Annotated in this window: 25 protein-coding genes; 15 read left to right on the forward strand and 10 right to left on the reverse strand. The window is 64.0% G+C overall.

Features of this window, described 5'->3' with window-relative positions:
- Positions 1-40 precede the first annotated feature (40 nt).
- Positions 41-1,378, forward strand: coding sequence for a PQQ-dependent sugar dehydrogenase (locus A9D15_RS10010; protein ID WP_066764511.1), 1,338 nt, complete (start codon positions 41-43; stop codon positions 1,376-1,378).
- Here A9D15_RS10010 and A9D15_RS10015 read toward each other — a convergent pair whose 3' ends face one another.
- Positions 1,379-2,206 carry an ATP-binding protein gene (locus A9D15_RS10015; RefSeq protein ID WP_066764513.1) on the reverse strand — a complete coding sequence of 276 codons (828 nt, stop codon included), beginning with the start codon at positions 2,204-2,206 and terminating at the stop codon, positions 1,379-1,381.
- 54 nt (positions 2,207-2,260) lie between these two features.
- On the opposite strand from A9D15_RS10015, the gene A9D15_RS10020 reads away from it, so the two are divergent.
- Positions 2,261-3,208 carry an L-threonylcarbamoyladenylate synthase gene (locus A9D15_RS10020; protein WP_066764515.1) on the forward strand — a complete coding sequence of 316 codons (948 nt, stop codon included), beginning with the start codon at positions 2,261-2,263 and terminating at the stop codon, positions 3,206-3,208.
- On the opposite strand, the gene A9D15_RS10025 is transcribed toward A9D15_RS10020, so the two are convergent.
- From A9D15_RS10025 to A9D15_RS10050, 6 genes are all read right to left on the reverse strand, one after another.
- Complete coding sequence (locus A9D15_RS10025; protein WP_066764517.1) at positions 3,205-3,534, reverse strand: hypothetical protein; 330 nt, start codon at positions 3,532-3,534, stop codon at positions 3,205-3,207. The genes A9D15_RS10020 and A9D15_RS10025 overlap by 4 nt on opposite strands.
- An 88-nt stretch (positions 3,535-3,622) precedes the next feature.
- Positions 3,623-4,372 (reverse strand): head GIN domain-containing protein, encoded by a 750-nt coding sequence (locus tag A9D15_RS10030; protein ID WP_082924399.1) that lies wholly within the window; start codon positions 4,370-4,372, stop codon positions 3,623-3,625.
- Positions 4,373-4,556: 184 nt separating this feature from the next.
- Positions 4,557-5,084 (reverse strand): CarD family transcriptional regulator, encoded by a 528-nt coding sequence (locus A9D15_RS10035; RefSeq protein ID WP_066764519.1) that lies wholly within the window; start codon positions 5,082-5,084, stop codon positions 4,557-4,559.
- A 311-nt stretch (positions 5,085-5,395) separates the two neighbouring features.
- Entirely contained in the window at positions 5,396-5,734 is a 339-nt protein-coding gene (gene fdxA / locus A9D15_RS10040) for a ferredoxin FdxA (RefSeq protein WP_066764521.1), read from the reverse strand.
- Positions 5,735-5,827: 93 nt separating this feature from the next.
- Entirely contained in the window at positions 5,828-6,151 is a 324-nt protein-coding gene (locus A9D15_RS10045; RefSeq protein WP_066764523.1) for a S4 domain-containing protein, read from the reverse strand.
- Positions 6,151-8,814 (reverse strand): helicase-related protein, encoded by a 2,664-nt coding sequence (locus A9D15_RS10050; protein ID WP_066764524.1) that lies wholly within the window; start codon positions 8,812-8,814, stop codon positions 6,151-6,153. Before A9D15_RS10050 ends, A9D15_RS10045 begins: the two co-directional genes overlap by 1 nt.
- A gap of 249 nt (positions 8,815-9,063) precedes the next feature.
- Between A9D15_RS10050 and A9D15_RS10055 the strand changes: the two genes are divergently transcribed.
- The 6 genes from A9D15_RS10055 (at position 9,064) to A9D15_RS10080 (ending at position 13,650) form a co-directional block, all read left to right on the forward strand.
- Entirely contained in the window at positions 9,064-10,593 is a 1,530-nt protein-coding gene (locus A9D15_RS10055; RefSeq protein WP_066764527.1) for a M23 family metallopeptidase, read from the forward strand.
- A 51-nt stretch (positions 10,594-10,644) separates the two neighbouring features.
- Positions 10,645-11,637, forward strand: coding sequence for a porphobilinogen synthase (gene hemB / locus A9D15_RS10060; protein ID WP_066764529.1), 993 nt, complete (start codon positions 10,645-10,647; stop codon positions 11,635-11,637).
- Positions 11,630-12,184, forward strand: coding sequence for a GNAT family N-acetyltransferase (locus tag A9D15_RS10065; protein WP_066764531.1), 555 nt, complete (start codon positions 11,630-11,632; stop codon positions 12,182-12,184). The genes hemB and A9D15_RS10065 overlap by 8 nt, the downstream gene beginning before the upstream one ends.
- Positions 12,184-12,720 carry a GNAT family N-acetyltransferase gene (locus A9D15_RS10070; protein WP_066764534.1) on the forward strand — a complete coding sequence of 179 codons (537 nt, stop codon included), beginning with the start codon at positions 12,184-12,186 and terminating at the stop codon, positions 12,718-12,720. Before A9D15_RS10065 ends, A9D15_RS10070 begins: the two co-directional genes overlap by 1 nt.
- Before the next feature lie 91 nt (positions 12,721-12,811).
- Positions 12,812-13,369: a gamma carbonic anhydrase family protein gene (locus A9D15_RS10075; RefSeq protein ID WP_066764536.1), complete on the forward strand. Its 558-nt coding sequence runs from the start codon at positions 12,812-12,814 to the stop codon at positions 13,367-13,369.
- Between the two features lie 2 nt (positions 13,370-13,371).
- Positions 13,372-13,650, forward strand: a complete 279-nt coding sequence (locus A9D15_RS10080) for a DUF167 domain-containing protein (RefSeq protein WP_066764538.1) — start codon at positions 13,372-13,374, stop codon at positions 13,648-13,650.
- 4 nt (positions 13,651-13,654) lie between these two features.
- On the opposite strand, the gene A9D15_RS10085 is transcribed toward A9D15_RS10080, so the two are convergent.
- Positions 13,655-14,050, reverse strand: a complete 396-nt coding sequence (locus tag A9D15_RS10085) for a group II truncated hemoglobin (protein WP_066764540.1) — start codon at positions 14,048-14,050, stop codon at positions 13,655-13,657.
- A gap of 168 nt (positions 14,051-14,218) precedes the next feature.
- Between A9D15_RS10085 and wecB the strand changes: the two genes are divergently transcribed.
- The gene (gene wecB, locus A9D15_RS10090; protein WP_066764543.1) at positions 14,219-15,313 is read left to right on the forward strand and encodes a non-hydrolyzing UDP-N-acetylglucosamine 2-epimerase; all 1,095 of its coding nucleotides are present in this window, start codon (positions 14,219-14,221) and stop codon (positions 15,311-15,313) included.
- Here wecB and A9D15_RS10095 read toward each other — a convergent pair.
- Together A9D15_RS10095 and A9D15_RS10100 are read right to left on the reverse strand one after the other, a co-directional pair.
- On the reverse strand, positions 15,310-16,920 hold the full coding sequence (locus tag A9D15_RS10095; RefSeq protein ID WP_066764544.1) for a cisplatin damage response ATP-dependent DNA ligase: 1,611 nt from the start codon (positions 16,918-16,920) through the stop codon (positions 15,310-15,312). The two genes, wecB and A9D15_RS10095, sit on opposite strands and share 4 nt — an antisense overlap.
- Positions 16,920-17,936, reverse strand: coding sequence for a ligase-associated DNA damage response exonuclease (locus A9D15_RS10100; RefSeq protein ID WP_066764545.1), 1,017 nt, complete (start codon positions 17,934-17,936; stop codon positions 16,920-16,922). Before A9D15_RS10100 ends, A9D15_RS10095 begins: the two co-directional genes overlap by 1 nt.
- Before the next feature lie 77 nt (positions 17,937-18,013).
- On the opposite strand from A9D15_RS10100, the gene dnaQ reads away from it, so the two are divergent.
- From dnaQ to A9D15_RS10130, 6 genes are all read left to right on the forward strand, one after another.
- Positions 18,014-18,727 (forward strand): DNA polymerase III subunit epsilon, encoded by a 714-nt coding sequence (dnaQ, locus tag A9D15_RS10105; protein ID WP_268237074.1) that lies wholly within the window; start codon positions 18,014-18,016, stop codon positions 18,725-18,727.
- 67 nt (positions 18,728-18,794) lie between these two features.
- Entirely contained in the window at positions 18,795-19,373 is a 579-nt protein-coding gene (hpf, locus tag A9D15_RS10110) for a ribosome hibernation-promoting factor, HPF/YfiA family (RefSeq protein ID WP_066764549.1), read from the forward strand.
- A gap of 212 nt (positions 19,374-19,585) precedes the next feature.
- Positions 19,586-20,047, forward strand: coding sequence for a PTS sugar transporter subunit IIA (locus tag A9D15_RS10115; protein ID WP_066764550.1), 462 nt, complete (start codon positions 19,586-19,588; stop codon positions 20,045-20,047).
- 41 nt (positions 20,048-20,088) lie between these two features.
- Complete coding sequence (locus A9D15_RS10120; protein WP_066764552.1) at positions 20,089-20,574, forward strand: PaaI family thioesterase; 486 nt, start codon at positions 20,089-20,091, stop codon at positions 20,572-20,574.
- Between the two features lie 9 nt (positions 20,575-20,583).
- Positions 20,584-20,916: a DUF1491 family protein gene (locus A9D15_RS10125; protein ID WP_066764553.1), complete on the forward strand. Its 333-nt coding sequence runs from the start codon at positions 20,584-20,586 to the stop codon at positions 20,914-20,916.
- A gap of 224 nt (positions 20,917-21,140) precedes the next feature.
- Positions 21,141-21,827, forward strand: coding sequence for a cell wall hydrolase (locus A9D15_RS10130; protein WP_066764557.1), 687 nt, complete (start codon positions 21,141-21,143; stop codon positions 21,825-21,827).
- The last annotated feature ends 26 nt before the right edge of the window (positions 21,828-21,853 follow it).

A 21,853-nucleotide genomic window follows, 5' to 3' on the forward strand; every position in this document is an offset into this window, starting at 1 on the left:
GCCATTGCCCGCGTAACGGCCTCGCCCTATCTAAGCCCGCATGACTTCAGCAAAACGCAATGTCGTCGTCTTCTTCGGACTGATCCTCGCCATCGTCATCGGGTTCCTGATCTATCTCTGGATCGGCAATCCTGCCGACATGACGGTCGATGAAGTTTCGGGCACCGATCCGGTCATCGCTCCGGCCGAGATGGAGCGCTTTCCGACCGTGAAGCTGCTGGAACCCAGCGGTTGGGCCGATGGTGCTGCACCTGTCGCCGCCGAAGGTCTCAGGGTCACGCGCTTTGCCGAGGGTCTGTCTCATCCGCGCTCGATGCTGACGCTGCCGAATGGCGACGTACTGGTGGCCGAAACCAATTCGCAGCAGCGATCGGCCAAGGGCGTCGAAGACATGGTCATGAACTTCTTCATGAAGAGGGTCGGGGCAGGGGTGAAGTCGCCAGACCGGATCAAGCTGCTTCGCGATGCCGACAAGGACGGCGTGGCCGAACAGGCAAGCGTACTGGTCGAAGAGCTGACTTCGCCGTTCGGTATGGTCTGGCACGAAGGCACACTCTACGTCGCGAATACCGATGCGCTCGTCTCCTTCCCCTATCAACCGGGGCAGGCGAAGATCGAGGCAGCGCCGACCAAGCTGATGGACTTGCCGGGCGGCGGGAATCACTGGGCGCGCAACCTGGCGCTCTCGCCCGATGGCAAGCAGATCTACGTCAGCGTCGGATCGGCGAGCAATATCGGCGAAGATGGCATGGACCAGGAAAAGGGTCGTGCCGCGATCTACGAATTCGACATCGCGAGCGGCAAGGCGCGCATCTTCGGTGAAGGTATTCGCAACCCTACCGGCCTCGCCTTCAATCCGCAGTCGGGCGAGCTCTGGACCACGGTGAACGAGCGCGACATGCTGGGCAGTGACGGTCCGCCCGATTACCTCACCAACGTCCCCATCGGCGTGAATTACGGCTGGCCGTGGATCTACTGGCGTTTCGAATACGATCCGCGGGTCGAGGCCCCGATGCCGCAGTACCTGCAGGAATATGTCCGCTGGCCCGAATATGCGCTGGGCGCACACGTAGCGCCGTTGGGATTGAAGTTCGCGCAGGAGAAGGCGCTGGGCTCGCGCTTTGCGAGCGGCGCTTTCGTTGCGCGCCACGGTTCGTGGAACCGCAAGCCTGCGGCAGGTTATGACGTGGTCTTCGTCGGCTTCGACGCGCGCGGCAATCCCCTGGACGAGCTTCCCGTCCCTGTGTTGACCGGGTTCATGGACGATGGCGGCGACAAGGCGCACGGGCGTCCGACGATGCTGGAATGGGACCAGACCGGTGCCCTGCTGGTTAGCGACGATACCGGCGGCATCATCTGGCGTGTGACCGGCTCCTGATCAGTCGAGCGCGCGTCCGGCGCGGCCTGCCAGTTCAGTGACGTAGTGACGGGCCACGCGGCCCGATCGCGCCCCGCGCCGTTTCGACCATTCGAGCGCGTCCGACTGCTCCCATGCCAAACCGTAGTGATCGGCATAGGCGGCGATGATCGCGAGATAGTCGTCCTGCGTGCAATTGTGAAAACCGATCGACAGGCCGAACCGGTCTGCCAGCGCCAATGTATCGTCAACCGCATCGCGCGGATTTACCGGATCGTCCTGTTCGGCCATGTGCCGCGATACAATGGCGCGGCGGTTCGATGTCACCGCGATCCTTACGTTGGCGGGGCGCGGGGTAACTCCGCCTTCAAGCAGTGAGCGCAGGGTGCGAGCCTCGTTTTCCTGGCCCGCTCCGAAGCCGATGTCGTCGATGAACAGCAGGAAGCGCCGGTCAGCGTCCCTCAGGACGCTCATCAGCGCCGGAAGCGTGCCAAGGGCGTCTCCTGCCGCCTGAACCAGCGCAATGCGCTCTGAGGAGCCTGCAGCAGCCTTTACGGAGGCGCGTACAAGAGCTGACTTGCCCATCCCGCGTGCTCCCCACAACAACATGTCGTGCGCATCGGCGCCTGCCGCATGACGCGCGACGTTTTCGGCCACGGTATCGCGCTGGCGGTCGATGCCGCGCAGGAGATCGAGCGGGGGCGCATCGATCGCGGGAATCGACGTCAGGGCCTTGCCGTCCCAACCATAGGCGGGGGCGGAAAGCAGGTCCTCAGCCGCTGCCGGGGCAGGGGCGATCCGCTCCAGCGCGGCGGCGATGCGGGCAAAGGTCTGGTCGTTGTAGGTCACGCGCGAAATTCTTTCCTTCCGGCCCACGATGCATCCCGCCTATAGCGAGGCACGATGACCGACGCCAATCCCTCCATGCCGCGCGTTCTGCCTGCCGATGAGGCGGGCCTTGCCGAAGCCGTGCGGCTGTTGGGCGAAGGCGCGTGCGTCGCCCTGCCGACCGAGACGGTCTACGGTCTTGCCGCAAGGGCGGACAGGGCTGAGGCTGTCGCGGGCATCTACAAGGCGAAGGGCAGGCCCGACTTCAATCCGCTGATCGTCCATGTGCCGGATCTTCAGGCGGCGGAACGGCTGGCGCAGCTCGACGATCGCGCGAGGATGCTGGCCGAGCATTTCTGGCCCGGTTCGCTGACGATGGTGTTGCCGCTGCGGGACGATTCCGGTCTGGCGCCGGCAGTCACGGCAGGATTGCCGACAGTTGCGTTGAGGATGCCGAACCATCCTGTCATGCGGCAGGTCCTGCTGGATGCGCCTGCACCGCTGGCCGCGCCGTCCGCCAATCGCAGCGGGGCGGTCAGTCCGACCAGCGCCGCCCATGTCGCGAGTTCGCTTGCGGGACGCATCCCGCTGGTGGTCGACGGAGGAGAGACCGAGCGGGGTCTGGAATCGACAATCGTCGCGCTCCGCGAGAACGGCTGGCAAGTCTTGCGACCCGGACCCGTCACCCAGGCGGAGATCGCATCTGTGCTCGGGCCGGCGTTGGCGGGTGACACGAAGGGCATCGAGGCTCCGGGCCAGCTCGCCAGTCACTATGCGCCGGGTAAACCGGTGCGTCTGGAAGCCCAGCATTCGCAGGAAGATGAATTCCGCATCGGCTTTGGTGCGGACGGTGGCGATTTCAACCTTTCGTCATCGGCCGATCTCGCCGAGGCCGCATCGCGGCTTTACGCAGCGCTCCACGCGGCGAGCGCTGCAGCTCAGGCGCGAATCGCCGTCGTGCCAATCCCGCATGAAGGGATCGGAGTCGCGATCAATGACAGGCTGGCACGCGCCGCGGCCTAGTCGGGTTCGACCGGTACTGTCGGCAGGATTTCCTGAATCTCGGCATAAGTCGCGCGCGCCTCGGCGCAGGCCTTCGCATCGCCGTCCTCGCAGCCGGCCATTTCCTTGCCGTACTGCCGCTCCAGCTTGCCCAGCCGTTCCTCGCGCTTGCGAATCTCGCGCCCGCGCTTCTCGTCCGCTTCGGACTGGCTGGTCGTCGCGACGTCGACGGCCTTGCTGGCGACGCGCACTGGTGCGGTGGCGACGTCGAGCGCGGTCTTGGCGATACAGCCCGACAGGGCCGGGACGGATAACAACAGGATTGGAACGGCCAGCTTCAGGCGCATACGAAAATTCCCCACGACAGTGATCCCGCCATGGGGAATATCCGATCTTCGATGGCGCTATGATGAACTGCGCCAGGGCGTGCGGTTATCAGGCTTCTTCGCAGATCAGCTTGCCCGAACCCATCGAGGAAACCTCGCAGTTGGCGCGGCCCTTCACCTTGACCGTGCCCGAACCCATGATCGAGGCATCGACCTTTCCGTCCGAACGGAACGCGCCTCGGCCCGACCCCGCGATCGAGATATCGGCCTTCTCGACCATCAGTTCGTCAAGATCTGCATCACCGCTGCCCGCGATGTTGAGGTCGAGCGACCCGGCCGTGCCGCTGGCGCGGTAGCTGCCCGAACCGACAATGTTCACGTCGAGAGCGTTGACCGCGATGCCCTTGGTCTCGGCCGAGCCGGCACCGGCGATAGTAACGTCCGCCTTCTCGGCCAGCTTCTCGGCATGAACGGTGCCCGACCCAGCAATGACCAGCGATTTCGGCGCGGGCATCGTGACCAGCACGGTCGCGCGTTCGCCGTCGGGGGCGTCCTTGCTGCGCATGATCGCGAGCGTCTTGCCTTCGAGGTGAAAACGCATGGCGTCTTTCATCGCCTGCGAACCTTCGACTTCGATCAGAAGCTCTTGGCCCTCGCTTAGCCTGACCGTGTCTGGCCCAGCGAGCGCGATCGATTCGGGGGCTTCGCCGGTCATGTCCAATTCGGACAAAGGCACACCCTGCTTGCCGCCAAAGGAGATATTCTCGGCGTTGCAAGCCGAAAGGCTGGCACCCAGTGCGAGCCCGGCGACCGCGCCAATGGCCTTGCCGATGGTGTCGAAGGGAAACTTGCGGGACATCGTCTACTCCTGAACTGTATTAACACGGTAATACAGAACTGGAGGTTAAGCGGCAAGGGTGGGGCTGAGGCGCGCTCGACCAGCGGGCGATTTGCTCCGACGAACGGCATCAGGACGGCCCCACGAAAAAGGCCGCCGGTATTCCGGCGGCCTCTTCACACAATCAGATCGCTTGATCGAAGGATCAGGCGGTCTGTTCGTAGTACTTGGGCGCATACTCGTTCAGGATCTCGAGGATCTTCACGAGAGCGGCCGGTTCGTCAGTCTTTTCCATCGCGGCCAGTTCGCGTGCAAGGCGGCTGGAAGCGGCTTCGAAGATCTGGCGTTCCGAATAGGACTGTTCCGGCTGATCGTCGGCACGGAACAGGTCGCGGGTCACTTCGGCGATCGACACGAGGTCGCCCGAGTTGATCTTCGCTTCGTATTCCTGGGCGCGGCGCGACCACATGGTGCGCTTTACCTTCGGCTTCGACTTCAAAACGTCCATCGCCTCACGCAGGGTCTTGTCCGACGACAGCTTGCGCATGCCGATCGATTCGACCTTGTTGACGGGCACGCGGAGCGTCATGCGCTCCTTCTCGAACCGCAGAACATAGAGTTCGAGCTGCATGCCTGCGATTTCCTGGCTTTGAAGCTCGATCACACGGCCAACACCGTGCTTGGGGTAAACGACATAGTCTCCGACGTCGAAGGCAGGAGCCTTGGCAGTCATGCATTGTCCTTTCTATGGCGGGATCGTCCCGCGTTTCGCAGCGTCCCCCGGGGGGCGGGGCACAAGCGATGGAGTGCAATGTCCCTCGCGCCGAAAAACACGGCCCGAATTGTGCACACCTCGCGGGAATTTCGCCTTTCCTGACGGCAGCAGGCGGCACTACGCCACCAGCTTGGGTGGTGTTTTACCATAATCTGACGGAAAATGCGAATCCTGTTGCGAACGCTCGCAACAAGCGATCACAGGGACTTATTTCATGTCGCCGGAGCGGCGGGTGGTGGCGGAACGACTCGCGCCCCGCCAGAGGCTTATCAATCGCCTTCGCCGGGCTCTGCCGAGAAGTACTTCTCGAACTTGCCTTCCTCGCCCTTGTGCTCGTCGGCATCGGCGGGGGCTTCCTTGGCGGCAGTGATGTTCGGCCACTCGGCGGAAAACTTGGTATTCAGCTCAAGCCACTTTTCGAGACCGTTCTCGGTATCGGGCAGGATGGCTTCGGCCGGGCATTCGGGTTCGCAAACGCCGCAGTCAATGCATTCGCTGGGGTTGATGACGAGCATGTTCTCGCCCTCGTAGAAACAGTCGACCGGGCAGACTTCCACGCAGTCCATGTATTTGCATTTGATGCAGGCATCGGTGACGACGTAAGTCATTTCGCGTGGCTTCCCCGTGTTATCGCGACCCGCCGGGCGGCAGGCATTAGCTAGAGCCGTTAACGTCGCTGCTATGCAGGGTGTTCCGGTTCGTCAAGACGCCTCGCCTTCTTGCGAAACGCTTGCATTTGCGCCGGGCGTATGGTCGCGGAACATCGCAAGCGCTTCGACAGGCGGTCCGCGGCGGCTGGGCAGGTCGAGGATCTCGATGATCCGCACCGCTTCGTTATGTGGCATGGTGACGATGTCGCCGACCGCGATCGCCTGCGAACAGCGCAGCACGCGCCGCCCGTTGACCCGGACATGACCTTCGCAGACGAGATCCTGCGCCGCTCCGCGTGTGCGTGTAAGGCGCAGCATCCATAACAATCGGTCGATCCGCCGCGTCTCGCGCACCGGAACGACCTGCCTCGACATCAGCGGATAAGCTCCGCGAGCGAGGCGAAGGGGTTGCCTTCGGCCACCTTCGGTTCGGGCTCGCGGCGACCGCCCGGTCCGCGTCCGCCCTTGCTTCCGCGCCCGCCCTTGCGGTTATCGTTCCGTCCGCGTCCCCGCTCGTTGCCGCGCGGCGCACCGTCCCGGCGCGGACGCCAGCGCCACAGCGGCGGTTCCGGCGGGCCGAACGCGCCTTCGGCAAGTTCAGCAGGCGGCTGGGCAGTGAAGCCTGCCTGACGCAGCAGTTCGGTATAAGTCTGCGTGCTCAGCCCCATCGAAAGCGCCATCGACGGGTCGAGCGCGAAGCGCACCGGTGGTTCTGCCGGCTTTTCGCCTTCCTTGCCCTTGCGACGACGCTGCGGTGCCTCACCGGCCCAGCGCGCGCGGCGCTGGTGTGCGGCGTGGACAAGTCTTTCTGCCAGGTCGACACGCACGTTCTGCTGGCCGACGCGGCGGTAGAACAGCGGCGGCGCGCCCTTTATTGGCAGAATCGCCTGCATCTCCGGTGCGACGGGGCGCACTTTCATGCCACTGAGTTCGGCCAGAGCGCGCCACGCTTCTAGCGTCGAGGCTTTGGCCATCGCAGGCACGAAGACGTCGAGAGCGCCGACCTGTACGCCCAGACGGCGCAAGCGCGAGCGCTTGTCGGTGTCGAGCTTGCCGACCCCGCTGTCTATACGCGCAACCGCACCGCCTGCATCGTGCAGAGCGATAGCGAGAGCGCGAAGTTCGGTTCCGGCCTCGGCTTCTTCTGCCGCCTTCGATAGCTTGAACAGAGGTTTCAGCCGAACCGTGATCTCGCCATCAAGCCAGCCCTGGACCGCCTTTTCGATCTTGGCGCGAAGCGGTGCATCGAGCGCGTTGAGGCCCGGTGCCAGCTTGACCTGCGGTTCGAGCAGGCGGCGGCCCGCAGTCAGCTTTGCGACCGGCTGGCCAAGCCAAGTAACCGTATCACCCGACCAGGCGAGATCCTCGCCGCGATTCTCGCAATCCGCCATCAGCGCGTCGGCGCGTTCGTTCAACAGACCGGGCAAGTGCTTTTCAGCTGCGGCCAGAAGCAGCCGCCGCGTTTCAAGCCGTGCCTGGGGATCGACATCGAAGCGGAAGCCTTCGAGTTTCCCGATTTCCTCGCCGTCGACCATTACGGCTCCTCCTTCTCCAAGCGTCACCGGCAAAAGGCCGCTGTCGCCCAGTTTCTTCATCAATACGGCGGTGCGACGGTTCACGAACCGCTCGGTCAACCGCTGGTGCAGGGCATCCGAAAGCTTTGCTTCGACCGCGCGGGCCCGATCGGCCATGTCCTCGCGGTCGCGGACCCAGTCCGGACGCTGCGCGATGTAGGCCCATGAACGGATTGCGGCAATCCGTCCCTGCAAGGTGTCGATATCGCCGCGCGCATCGTCAAGGTGCGCGATCATTCCTGCGACGTAATCGTGACCCAGTCGGCCCGTGCCTTCGGACAGGTCGTCCCACAGCCTTGCAACGAAGCGGGCGTGGTTTTCCGCGCCCAGAGATCGGAAATCAGGCAGCGAGCAGGCATCCCAGAACCGCGCGACCATCGCCTTGCCCTTCGCACGCTGCCGCACTTTCGGACTCTCTGACAATATCCGCGCAACGGCGAGATCGATGGCTTCAGGTGCCGGGGCGAGGGCCGGTTCGCCGGGTGGAGCGGAAAGATCGTCGATCAGCACGTCGACTGAATCGAGGCGGGGTCGCGCATCGCGCCACATCATCTTCTCGATCGGCGGGAAGATATGCTCCTCGATCGCGTGGACTTCCTCTTCGGAAAACTCCGCGCCGCGTTCACCTGCCAGCGTGCCGAATGTACCATCCTTCTGGTGACGACCGGCCCGGCCCGCGATCTGGGCCATTTCGGCGATCGTCAGCCGGCGGCGGCGCTGGCCGTCGAACTTGGCAAGCCCTGCGAACGCGACATGGGCAACATCGAGGTTGAGTCCCATTCCGATGGCGTCTGTGGCGACGATGTAGTCGACCTCGCCCGACTGGAACATCTCGACCTGCTTGTTACGGGTATGCGGCGAAAGCGCGCCCATGACGACGGCGGCCCCGCCGCGGAACCGGCGCAGCATTTCGGCGACGGTGTAGACTTCCTCGGCGCTGAACGCGACGACCGCGCTGCGCGGAGGCAGGCGGGAAAGCTTGAGGCTTCCCGCGTGAGTCAGCGTCGAAAAGCGCGGGCGGGTGATGATCTCGGCCTCGGGCACGAGTTGCTTGACCATCGGGGTCAGAGCGGTGGAGCCGAGGATCATCGTCTCCTCGCGGCCCCGCGCATTCAGCATCCGGTCGGTAAAGACATGGCCGCGTTCGCGGTCCGCGCCCAGTTGCGCCTCGTCCACTGCGACGAAGGCGACATCGGCATCGCGGTCCATCGCCTCTACCGTGCAGAGCTTCCACCGCGCGTTGGGCGGATCGATCCGTTCCTCTCCGGTGATCAGCGCGACGCGGTCCGGTCCCTTGATCGCGACGACGCGGTCGTAGATCTCGCGCGCCAGAAGACGCAGCGGAAAGCCGATCTGCCCGCTCGAATGCGCGCAGAGCCGTTCGACGGCGAGGTGGGTCTTGCCGGTATTGGTCGGGCCGAGCACGGCCTTGACGGTGCGGCTGTCGGGGGCAGCGCGGTTCATTACGATCCCAACTTGGCAGTCGCAGGGCGGGGCGACAAGGCATGGAGCCACGATCATCACCCGCATTGCGCGTGCCTGGGGGTGCCATTCGTCGCAGGCCAGCGGCGCTTCGTCGCGCAGCCATGTGGAAGCAGCACTTCTTCAACTTTGCGTAAGGCACGATTTGCGCCAACGCGTTAACCAGTCCTGTGCGCGGGGGAGGGATCGCCTCTGTGCAAAGGATGCGGACCCACGACGAGGAGGTGCGCGGTGCAGGCACCGCATATCGGAAAACCGGACGACGGAAAAACCGAAGAGGTCGAGAAGCGCGACCTCGGCACCGTGCTGCGCCAGTTCGGCCTGAAGGACGGCGAGGAGGAGCCCTGGGTTTCCGATCTCGGTTCCGGCATCGGATCGCCGCGCTGGTACCGCAGCCTTGCGTTCATGCTGGTCCTCATCGCGCTTGCGCTCGCGCTCTGGCCCGATTTCAACGCCGTCCAGGCCGCCCCCGACGTCGACCTGACCGAGGAAGAGCGCGACGAATATCGCAGCCAGATGATCACCCCGCTCGCGCTGGGGGCAGACACGGGCCGCCGCATGGGGCCATCGCGGCTCGTCGTGCCTTTGGCCAGTGCGCCGGAACGCCCGGTGGTGGAACTAACTGCGACACTGGGTTCGGGCGATACGCTTGCCGCCATGTTGCGCCGTGCCGGCGTCGGCGCGGGCGATGCTTCGCGGGCAGAAGAGCTGATTGCCGACGCCTTTCCGGTGAAGGATATTGAAGGCGGCACCGGTTTCCAGATGACGCTTGGCCGCCGCACTTCGCCCAGCGAGCCGCGTCCGCTCGAAAATCTGACATTCCGTGCCCGGTTCGATCTGCAACTGACGGTCAACCGTGAAGGCGGGCCACTCGCGCTAGAAAAGCGGGTCATCCGCGTCGACGACACGCCGCTTCGCATTACGGGCAAGGTGGGGTCAGGGCTCTATCGTTCGGCCCGTGCTGCCGGCGCTCCGGCCCGTGCGGTGCAGCAGTACCTGAAGGCTCTCGACGAGGCGATCGACCTCGATCGCGAGGTTGGGGCCGACGACGAATTCGACATCATCATCGCCTACAAGCGCGCCGAAACCGGCGAAGTCGAAGTGGGCGACGTCCAGTTCGCAGGCCTTTCGCGCCGCGGCACGGCCAAGGCGCAGATGCTGCGCTGGGGCAAGGACGGCAAGTTCTATGATGCGAACGGTCAGGGCGAACTGCGGACCGGCCTCGTATCGCCCACCAACGGCGCGATCACATCACGTTACGGCATGAGGCGCCACCCGATCCTGCGCTACAAGCGCATGCACGCAGGCGTCGATTTCCGCGCCCGCACCGGCCAGCCGATCTATGCCGTGACCGACGGTACGGTTTCCTTCGCGGGCCGCAACGGCGGTTTCGGCAATTTCGTGAAGCTCAACCACGGTGGCGGGCTGCAGTCTGGCTATGCCCACATGTCACGCTTTGCCGTCTCGCGCGGACAGCGGGTGAAGCGCGGGCAGGTGATCGGTTATGCCGGTTCGACCGGCCTTTCGACAGGGCCGCACCTCCATTACGAGCTTTATCGCAACGGCAAGCATATCGATCCGCTATCGGTCCAGTTCGTCGTGCGCGCCCAGCTTTCGCCCGGGGAGCTGCAGCAGTTTCGTGCCCACCTTCGCGAGTTGAAGACCGTGAAGCCGGGTGCCGCGCTCGAGGCGCTTGCGCCCCGGAACGAGGAGCCGGCGGAACCCGTGCGCGAGATCGATCGCCTTTCCAACGCGGCATGACGTGACAAGCCACTTGCGCTGGGTAGGGGCGAAGGGGCAGGAGACTGCGCGATGAGCACCTACCCCAACCTTCGCATGCGCCGCACCCGCGCTACCGCGTGGAGCCGCGCTATGCTGCGCGAGACCGTCCTCACTCCGGCAGATCTGATCTGGCCGCTTTTCGTCACCGAAGGCAGCGACGTCGAAGATCCCGTCGGCTCGCTACCGGGCGTATCGCGCTGGTCGGTCGACGGCATCGTGGCGCGGGCCAGGGAAGCGGTCTCGCTGGGCATTCCTTGCGTTGCGCTGTTCCCGAACACGCCGAGCGCGCTTCGCAACGACACCGGGACCGAGGCCCACAATCCGCAGAACCTGATGTGCCGCGCGATTTCGGCCATCAAGGACGCGGTGGGCGACGATCTCGGTGTGCTGACCGACGTCGCGCTCGATCCCTATACCAGTCACGGGCAGGACGGATTGCTCGACGACAACGGCTATGTCGCGAATGATGCGACGGTTGATGCGCTGGTCGGGCAGGCGCTGGTGCAGGCCGCGGCGGGGGCGGATATCGTTGCCCCGTCGGACATGATGGACGGGCGCATCGGCGTGATCCGCGAGGCACTGGAAGATCAGGGCCACCACAATGTCCAGATCATGGCTTATGCCGCCAAGTATGCGAGCGCGTTCTACGGCCCTTTCCGCGATGCCGTGGGATCGAGCGGCCTGCTGAAAGGGGACAAGAAGACCTACCAGATGGACCCTGCCAACGGGCGCGAGGCGCTGCGCGAAGTGGAACTCGATATCGAGGAAGGTGCGGACAGCGTCATGGTGAAGCCGGGGCTGCCCTATCTCGACATCGTGCGCCGCGTGCACGAGGCTTTCGAAGTGCCGGTCTATGCCTACCAGGTCAGCGGCGAATACGCGATGATCGAGGCCGCGGTCGCCGCCGGAGCGGGCGAGCGCGAGGCGCTGGTCCTCGAAACTCTGATGTCGTTCAAGCGCGCGGGCGCGAGCGGGGTGCTGACCTATCACGCGCCGCTGGCGGCTCGTCTTCTCAATGGCTGACGCGATCTGCCGGACCGAAAGGCTTGTCCTGCGCAAGTGGCGGGAGGACGACCTTACGGACTGGCAGGCGCATCTCAACACCCACGCTGTTCGCAAGCATCTCGGCGGCAAGCTGCCCCCCGATCGCGAGCGGGAGACTTTCGCGAGACTGCTGGAAACATGGGATCGTGAGGGCCAAGGGTTCCTTGCTATCGAGCGCGTGTCGGACGGGGCGTTGCTCGGTTCATGCGGCACCGGCCCCGTCATGGCCGAAACCGCGCCCGATGAACTGCGCGGGTCTTTCGAGGTCGGCTACCAGCTTCGCAGCGATGCGCGCGGGCAAGGCTATGCGACCGAAGCGGCGGCGGCGGTCGTTGCCATCATCTTCGACCGGTTCGATCAGCCGGTGGCGTACGCGCAGACCTCGCAGGTCAATCGCGGGTCGTGGCGCGTGATGCAGCGGCTGGGCATGGTGCGGCGCGAGGACCTCGACTACGACGATCCCGACTATCCGCCACAGGAAAACCCGACGATGGTGTGGTCGATGCAAAGGCCGGGGAGAGGGTGATGGAAATCGAGACGGAGCGCCTGCGACTGCGCGACTGGATGGTCGGCGACGATGGCGACATCGACGCGATGCACGTGCTCGGCACCGATCCCAAGGTGATGGCGACGCTGGGCACCCTGATGACTCGCGAGCAGACGGCGGGCCTGATCGAACGGCTGGACAAGGTTGCGCAGGAACAGGGCCACACGTTCTGGGCCTGCGAGCGCAAGAGCGACGGGCGCGTCATCGGTTTCGTCGGCATGTACCGCACCTCGGTCGGCCCAATTGCAGGCGAGGTCGAGATCGGCTGGCGGCTGGCATGGGACACCTGGGGGAAGGGCTATGCGACCGAGGCCGCGTTTGCGACGATAGACCATGCGCGCAAGATCTATCCCGGCACGCCGATCTACGCGATCACGTCCGTCCTCAACAATCGCAGCCAGGCGGTGATGCGGCGGTTGGGGATGGAGCGGGTGGAGAGCATGGACTTCAACCATCCAAACATTCCGGCAGGCTCGCCGCTGGAAGCGCACGTAACCTTCCGCCTCGACCCCTGAACGTCGTCGCCCTGAACTTTGTTGGCGTGGACGCGGGCGCGTGTCTGTCCCATAGGGCTTTGCGAAACAGTAAAGCGCAAGGAAGCCCGACATGACCGCACCCGAAGGTGTCTCGATCATCCCGTTCGGCGGCAAGACCCCGAAGATCCACGACAGCGCCTTTATCGCGCCCGGTTGCCGGATCATCGGCGATGTCGAGATCGGCCCCGACGTCAGCGTCTGGTACAACTGCGTAATCCGCGCCGACGTGAACCACATCCGCATCGGCGCGCGCACCAATATCCAGGACGGCTCGGTCGTCCATTGCGACAGCCCGGACGAGGCGAATCCCGCTGGCTGGCCCACGATCATCGGCGAAGACGTGCTCATCGGCCACCTGGCGATGGTCCACGGCTGCGACCTGAAGGACCGCGCTTTCGTCGGCCTTGGCGCCATTGTCATGAGCGGGGCGGTGATAGAAAGCGACGGGATGCTGGCCGCAGGTGCCATGCTGACCGGCGGCAAAACCATCGGCTCGCGCCAGCTTTGGGCGGGGCGTCCGGCGAAGTTCATGCGGGATCTGGGCGATGTGCAGATCGAAGATATGCAGGAAGGCGTCGCGCACTACGTAAAGAACGGAAAGGCGCACAAGACCGCCATAGCAGGCTGATCTTGGCGCGGCCCAAACCGTCCCTGCCGCCGGCTGAGGCGATCCGCGCCCTGGCCGATGCGGACGGCCTCCTGCCGGTTCGCGTCACGCCGAACGCAAGCCATGAAGCACTGACGGTCGAGGACGGTCAGCTTCGCGCCCGCGTCACTGTCGTTCCCGAGGACGGGAAGGCCAACAAGGCGGTCATCAAGTTGGTTGCCAAGGCACTGGGCATTGCGCCGGGCACCGTCGAACTGGTGCGCGGTGCGACTTCGCGGGAAAAAGTGCTGAAGGTCGGCTGACCCTTCAGGCGGGGACTTTTGCCATGCCCCGTGCCATCGTGGTCAGGCGCTCGGACAACTGTGCGGCAAGGTCGGCGTTTTCGATGTCCTCTTCGGCAATCGCGCGTTCCATCGCGTCGGCCCACTGCCCTGCGGTGTCCGCCGAAATGGGGAAATCGCCGTGAACGGAGAACATGCAGCGGCCCGGATTGGCGTCGAACCATTCGCGCGGTCCGCCAGCCCATCCGCCCAGAAAGCTTGCAAGCGCGCCGCGCATCGGGGTCAGGTCAGGCGCGTGCATGGCGCGAAGCTCTGCGAATTCCGGCTCGCTTTCCATCAGGTCGTAGAACCGGTCGGTAATGCGGCGGAAAGTCTCTGCCCCGCCAAGCGCTTGGTAAGGTGTGCGCGGTGTGGTCGTCATTCCTTGGGCCCTTGCGGATCGAACTGCTACGAGCCTTGTCATCCAGCATGTAGGGCCAAGCGTCTTTGATACCTGTCAAAAAACGCAAGCTAACGCTTGAAGACCAATGAATTCAGAGAGTAACGCCAGTCTGGGTCGTAGAAGAAGGGTCGCAGTTCCTTGTCAGTCATGGCGATTGCCGGCACGCGCCCGGAGATCATCAAGCTCGTGCCCGTGATGCGGGCGCTGGAGGACGAGCCTGTCCTGCGGCCAAGCTTCTGCCATTCGGGGCAGCACGCCGACTTGGGGCGGGACCTGCTCAACATTGCGGGGATCACTCCGGACGAGATGCTGGAAAGGCCAAGCGGTGAGGGCGTCGACCGGCTGCTGGCGGGAATGATCGAGACCATCGGTGCCGCGCTCGACCGTCATCGCCCACGGGCCGTGATCGTGCAGGGCGATACCGCGACGACGCTGGCTGGTGCGATGGCAGCATTCCATCGGCGGATTCCGGTCGCCCATGTCGAGGCGGGTCTGCGCTCTGCCGACATGACGCAACCCTTTCCCGAAGAGGCGTACCGGCGGCTCGTCACGCCCTTGGCTCGCTGGCATTTCGCCCCGACCAAGGCGGCGCGCAACGCGCTGATCGGCGAGAATATCGCGAAGGACAGCATCAAGGTCGTCGGCAACACGGTCGTCGACGCACTGCACTGGGCCTGCTCGCGGCTCGATGCCGATCCTTCGCTCGGTGCGGAGGCGCATCGGTATATTGCGGCGGCGGGCGGTCATGCGCTCGTCCTCGCGACCGTGCACCGCCGCGAGCATGATACTTCGGCGCTGAAGGCGATCGCCTATGGCCTGTCATCGCTGGCCGAACGGCGCGACGTGCGGATCGTGCTGCCGCTGCATCCCCGAGCCGAAAGCGCGATCCTGCGCGAACTTCTGGCCGACATGCCGCGGATCGAGCTGATCCCGGCAGTCGACTATTTCACGTTCCTGCGCCTGATGCGCGCCTCTCGGCTGGTCGTGTCGGACAGCGGCGGCGTGCAGGAAGAGGCAACCGCCATGGGCCGCCCGCTGCTTGTGCTGCGCAAGGTGACGGAGCGGATGGAGGCCGTCGGTGCAGGCGCGGCGCGGCTGATCGGGCATGATCGTGACCTGATCGCCGCAGCGGCGAACGAAGTGCTGTCGCAGCCGATGCCAGAGCCTAGCGATGTCTTCGGAGATGGCCGCGCCTCGGAGCGTATCGCCCGCACGCTGCGCGGCGATCTCTACCCGCGTTAATCGCGCACAAGCGCCTTCAGCGCCTCGATCCGATCCGCCTCGTGCGCGGGCTTGTCCTGCCGGATGCGGTTGATGCGCGGAAAGCGCATGGCAAGACCGGACTTGTGGCGCTTGCTCTCGTGCACGGAATCGAACGCGACTTCGAGCACGAGCGACTTATCGGTTTCCCGCACCGGGCCGAACCGATTGACGGTGTTCTGCCGGACGTGCCTATCGAGCCACTTCAACTCGTCGTCGGTGAAGCCGAAATAGGCCTTGCCCACGGGAAGCAGGTCGGCGCCCTCATCCGGGTCTCCGTCCCAGCAGCCGAAGGTGAAATCGGAATAGAAGCTGGATCGCTTGCCCGACCCGCGCTGCGCATACATCAGCACACAGTCGATCAGCAGCGGATCGCGCTTCCACTTGTACCACAGTCCGACCTTGCGCCCCGCGATGTAGGGGGAATCGCGGCGCTTCAGCATCACCCCCTCGATCGCATCGTCGCGCGCTCCTTCGCGGATCGCGGCGAGATCCTCGAAACTCTTTGCCTCGATCAGGCGGGACAGGTCGAAACGTTCCGGATTAAGCCTGTCCATCAACAGTTCGAGATGTTCGCGCCGCTCGGCCCAGCCGAGTCCGCGCAAATCCTCGCCATCGCGGATCAGCACGTCGTAGAGCCGGATGAAGGCCGGCGCCTCGCGCAGCATCTTCTTCGACACGGTCTTGCGGCCCAGACGTTGTTGCAGCGCGTTGAAGCTCGCAGCGCCGCCTTCTTCACCGCCTTGATGCGCGCCGCGCACGAGCAGTTCGCCGTCCAGCACGACGGGAAAGTCCAAAGCCTCGGCCAGCTCGGGGAAAGTCGCGGAAATGTCGTCGCCGCTGCGCGAATAGACGCGCGTTTCGCCGTTCACATGGACCAGCTGCACACGAATGCCGTCCCATTTCCATTCTGCCGCGTAGTCGTCCATCGACACTACTGTCTCTTCGAGCGGATGGGCGAGCATGAAGGGTCGGAAGAGCGGGACCAGATCGGTGCGCGGCGGCTCCGCACAGTCCGCCGCCCATGCGAACAGCGTAGGGTAGGGCGGTTCGACCCCGTGCCAGTATTCCTCGACCTCATCGACCGGCACATCGAACGCCTGCGCAAAGGCGACGCGGGCAAGGCGCGCCGAAACGCCGATCCGCATCGCGCCCGTCGCGAACTTCAGCAGGGCATAGCGCCCATTGGCGTCGAGCCTGTCGAGCAATCCAGGCAATTCTTTCATTACCGAACTGCGCGTCATGGCGCGCAGCAGGTCGACGACTTCCGCCAAAGACGGTTCAAGCATGGGTTCGTCAACGGGACTTGCGCCCTCCGGCGCGGGCCAGAGCAGGCTGGCGGTTTCCGCCGTATCGCCGACGTAGTCGCGCGACAGGGCGTAAAGCACCGGATCGACCCGCTCGGTCAGTAGGGTACGGATCGTGCTTGACTTGACCGCAGGGAAATCGAGCGCGCCGGTCAGCGCCGCCAGGGCCCAACCGCGATCCGGATCGGGGGTGGTGCGCAGGTAGTCGGCGATCAGGTCCAGTTTGGCATTGCGGCTGCGCGTATAAGTCAGCCGATCGACGAGGTTGGCGAAGGCGCGCATCAGTCGTCCTCATCCTCGTAACCGACCATGGCGAGCGCGCGGGCGCGGCGCTGGTTCAGCTGGCACCAGCGCAGCAGGGCTTCTTCGCGCCCATGGGTCACCCATGTCTCGGCGGGATCGACGTCGCGAATGGTCTGGGTAAGTTCGTCCCAATCGCAGTGATCGGAAATGACCAGCGGCAGTTCGACGTTCCGTTGCCGCGCACGCTGGCGTACGCGCATCCAGCCCGATGCCATGGCGGTGACGGGATCGGGCAGGCGCCTGCTCCACCTGTCGTTGAGGGCGGATGGCGGGCACAGGACGATCTGGCCCTTCAATTCTTCTTTCTTTATACCGGTCGCGCTGCGCAGTTCGCCCAGCGGCACGCCCAGTTCCTCATAAAGCGCGCACATCTTTTCCAGCGCGCCGTGCAGGTAGATCGGTTCGTGATAGCCCGCACGCCGCAACTCGCAGATCACCCGCTGCGCCTTGCCCAGCGCGTACGCTCCCACTGCGACGCAGCCTTCGGGACGCTGTGCACGCGCGTCGAGCAGTTTCTGCATTTCCCCCACAATCGGCGGGTGCTTGAAGACGGGAAGCCCGAAAGTCGCCTCGGTTATGAAAATGTCGCAAGGGACGACTTCGAACGGCTCGCAAGTCGGGTCAGGGCGGCGCTTGTAGTCGCCCGTCACGATGACCCGCTCGCCCGCGTGCTCCAGCAGGATCTGCGCGCTGCCCAGAACATGGCCGGCCGGGAAATAGGTTGCGGTGACGCCGCAGCCCAGTTCCACCGGCTCGCGCATCGACACCGTGACTTCTCGGCCCGCGCCGCCATAGCGCAGATTCATGATCGCCAGAGTTTCCCGAGTCGCGAAGACCGCACCGTGCCCGCCGCGTGCGTGATCGGCATGGCCGTGGGTGACAAGTGCGGTCTCGACCGGCTTCGACGGGTCGATCCAGGCATTGCACGGCCCAACGAAAATCCCGTGGGGATCGGGCTTTATCCATGAAAAGTCGGGGGCGGTCTTGATCGGCATGTGCCTTTCAGAACCAGCGGCGCACAAGGTTCGTTCCGCGCGCCGATCTCCCCTTGCCACCGGGACGGGCGAAGCGCATAGTTTTGCAAATGCGCGAAATCGTGTTCGATACCGAAACCACTGGCCTTGATCCCCGCACCGGGGACCGTCTCGTCGAAATCGGCTGCATCGAAATGGTCAACCGGGTCGCCACCGGCCGGGTCTATCACGAATACTTCAATCCGGACCGCGACATGCCGGCAGAGGCCGAGGCCGTGCACGGGTTGTCGTCCGCGTTCCTGTCGGACAAGCCGCGTTTTGCCGAAAAGGTGGCAGAGTTCCTCGAATTCATCGGCGATTCGCCTCTCGTCGCGCACAATGCGGGCTTTGACTTCGGCTTCATCAATGCAGAGCTTGGCATGTGCGGGCACGACGTGGTGTGCACCTCGCGCATGGTCGACACCGTGCAGATCGCCAAAAAGAAGCACCCCGGCGCAAAGCTGTCGCTCGACGCGCTGTGTACCCGTTACGGCATCGACCGCAGCCACCGTACCAAGCACGGCGCACTGCTCGACGCGGACCTGCTCGCCCAGCTTTACGTCGAATTGACCGGCGGACGGCAGATCGGGCTCGAGCTCGCGGTCGAGACTGCGGTCCAACAAGTTTCAACCGAAGTGGAAACGGTCGTCGTCCGGCGCGAAATGAGACCGGCTCGTCCCCATGCGGCGAGCGCGGATGAAATCGCACGGCACCAGGCCTTTATCGCGACGTTGAAAGACCCCATCTGGAATGAAGGAGCGGTCGCGGGCTGAACCACAATCGGCGCCACGCTCCTTCCCTCCATGGGGACCAGAAGAAGACTAATAATAGGAGTTGTCGATGGATATTCGCGTTTCCGGTCACCAGGTCGAGACGGGTGCAGCGCTTCAGGAACACGCCTCCGACAGACTCAACGGAATCGTAGAAAAGTACTTCAACCGGGCGATCTCGTCACAGGTCACGCTGGGCAAGGGCCCGCATGACAGCTTTACCGTCGATATCGTCACTCACGTCATGCAGGGCCTCATCCTCAAGGGCCATGCCGAGGCGCAGGACGCGCATCAGGCCGTCGACAAGGCCGCCGAGAAGATCGACAAGCAGCTGCGCCGCTACAAGCGCCGGTTGAAAGATCGCCACGAACAGGCCGAACACGCTCTCAGGGAAGAAGAAGCGGCCTATACCGTGTTCGGTGCAGCGCCTGAATTCGAAGACGACGGCGAAGAACTCGTCGAAACCGATGCCCCGCCGATCATTGCCGAGACTCGCACCGACATTCCCGAAACTTCGGTTTCGGACGCGGTGATGATGCTCGATTTGCGCGATACTCCGGCGCTGTTTTTCAAAAATGCTGGCACCGGACGGCATAATATGGTCTATCGCCGCTCCGACGGAACGATCGGCTGGGTCGAACCGTCATAATTCTGTCCGCTGGCGCCCTTAGGCGCAAGGAGCCTTCCACCCGATGGAAGGGGCGGACGTAAATCGGTTTGCGAATCAGGGAGAAGAGTTCGCAAGAGCCGGACAGGCGCGGGGTATGCCCTCGCGCCTAGCCGCGCTTTGCCGATGCCCGGCTGTACCTGCTCGGAATAAGTGGGGCGGCCATAGTAAGGCTGGAAGAAACTGAAAACGTTATGAGTGCGCTGTATCTGCTCGATCCCGCTGCTGTCGGGACGTCGAATGCCATGTCGAAAGGTGAAGTGCTACAGGCGCTCGCCGATCGCTTTGCCGCCGTCTACGATCTCGACGCCGTTTCCGTTCTGGAAGCGCTGGAAGAACGCGAACGACTTGGAAGCACAGGCTTCGGTCGCGGCGTTGCGATCCCGCACGCCCGCATCCCGGGTCTGCGCCGCCCGGTATGCGCGGTCCTGCGCCTGTCGACCGCAGTAACCTTCGATTCTGCCGACGGATTGCCGGTCGAGGTCGCCTTTGGCCTGCTTTCGCCGGACAATTCAGGTGCGACGCATCTTCACGCGCTGGCCGCAATTTCGCGCATGATGCGTGACGAGCGCTTGCGCGACCGCCTTGCCGAAGCGCAGAACGACGAGGCTGCTTACGCCCTGCTGACGAACGAGTCGACGCGCGACGCGGCCTGACCGTTCCTGGCGGCAGGGGCGAACGGAGTAGAAGGCAGACGATGGGCGACAGCGATACGAGCGACGGAGCAGCAACCGGTGCGCAGATGCACTGGCGCGCGCTGGAAGCGCTATATGCCTCCGCGCCGGTAAACTCGCTCTTCAAGTCGAAGCTCGAAATCGTAGGTGAAGGCCTGTCGCGCATCACGTTCGATGTCGACGAAAGCGTTTTCCATGCCGCCGGCGCTGCGCACGGGACGATCTACTTCAAGATGCTGGACGATGCGTCGTTCTATGCGGCGAACACGATGGTGTCCGACCGGTTCCTTCTCACGACCTCGTTCAACCTCCACTTCGCGCGGCCGATCAATGGTGGCCGTGTGATTGCCGAAGGCAAATGGATATCGGGCCGCCGCCGTGTTCTGATCGGCGAAGCGCGCCTCGTGGACGAAGAGGGTGAGGAAGTGGGCCGCGGTACCGGCACTTTCATGCGATCGCAGATCAAGCTTTCGGGCCTTGGGGGCTATCGCGTCCCGGACGGCAAATAAGGCACCGGGATGGACGCGCGGCTGCCGACTCGGCTTGAAGTGACGGCCATGATTCGCGCCGTAGAGGTCGCCGGAGGCTTTGCGACAGTACTCAAAAAGGGTGAATCCGATTCTGGTTCCCTGCTTGTCGTTATTTGCGAAAGAGGCGGGGATTCAATACTTTACGAACGTATGCCCGACCTGTCGGGCGGCCGGAAATGGGCCGAAAGCAGACGCTCGGAACCGGAAAAACCGTTTGATTTCAATGACTACGTCGAAAGGCGCGGCGCGCAGGATCCCGATTGCTGGGTCGTTGAACTGGATGTCGCAAATGCGCAACAGTTCATCCCGGGAATGGATTAACCTCTTGGTTACCGGTGTTGACACTTTTCCGCCACAATCGCACATGGCGCGCCATAGACGGGCGTAGGCAGATCGCGCGTGCATTAAGGCACGCCTGATCGAGCGCGCAGACGGGGAATGGCCGGCAGCGCCATTTCAAGGAACACACAACAGGTTGTCGGGATCGACCGCCGTTCCTTCGAAAGCGCTGCGACTGGACGTTAACCGCACTCGATAGATTATCGATGAGCCGCAAGGTTAAGGGCGCCAGCTTCCTTTCGCTGGTCGCGACCCTCGGGGTCATACTGCTGGGAACGGACGGGTCCAGCGCATTTGCAGACAGCGATGTGGCAGTGCCGGTCGAAGTCTCCGTCCAAGAAGATGCACGGGTGGAATCCGCCGTCGATACGCAGGTCGAAGACGCTGCCGAATCCGGGGAAGCCGCGCCTGCTTTCATTTCACAACCTGTCGTGCAGCCGCTTCCCGCAACGCCGGACGCCGCGCCGACTTCTGCATCGTCGCTTCGTGAACTGGTGGCAGCATCACCGGTTCCCGACACTCTCGACGAACAGATGCGCTGCCTTGCCGGGGCGATCTACTTTGAATCGAAGGGCGAACCGCTGGCCGGTCAGCTCGCCGTTGGCCGCGTCATCATTGCGCGCGGCCAATCCAGCCGCTTCCCGTCGAGCTATTGCGGCGTCGTCTATCAGCGGTCACAGTTCTCGTTCGTGCGCGGTGGCCGCATGCCCGCGATCAACACCGGCAGCCGCGCCTGGCAGCGTGCCAAGAAGCTGGCCGTGATCGCCCGTGACAATGCTTGGGAAAGCCCGGCCGAGGGTGCGCTCTTCTTCCACGCGAACTACGTTTCGCCCCGCTGGAAGAACAAGCTGACCCGGCTGGCCCAGATCGATAATCACATTTTTTACCGTTGATACGATAACATCAGATCGCTGACGCG

This window comes from Croceicoccus pelagius, assembly GCF_001661915.1.
Classification (GTDB): domain Bacteria; phylum Pseudomonadota; class Alphaproteobacteria; order Sphingomonadales; family Sphingomonadaceae; genus Croceicoccus; species Croceicoccus pelagius.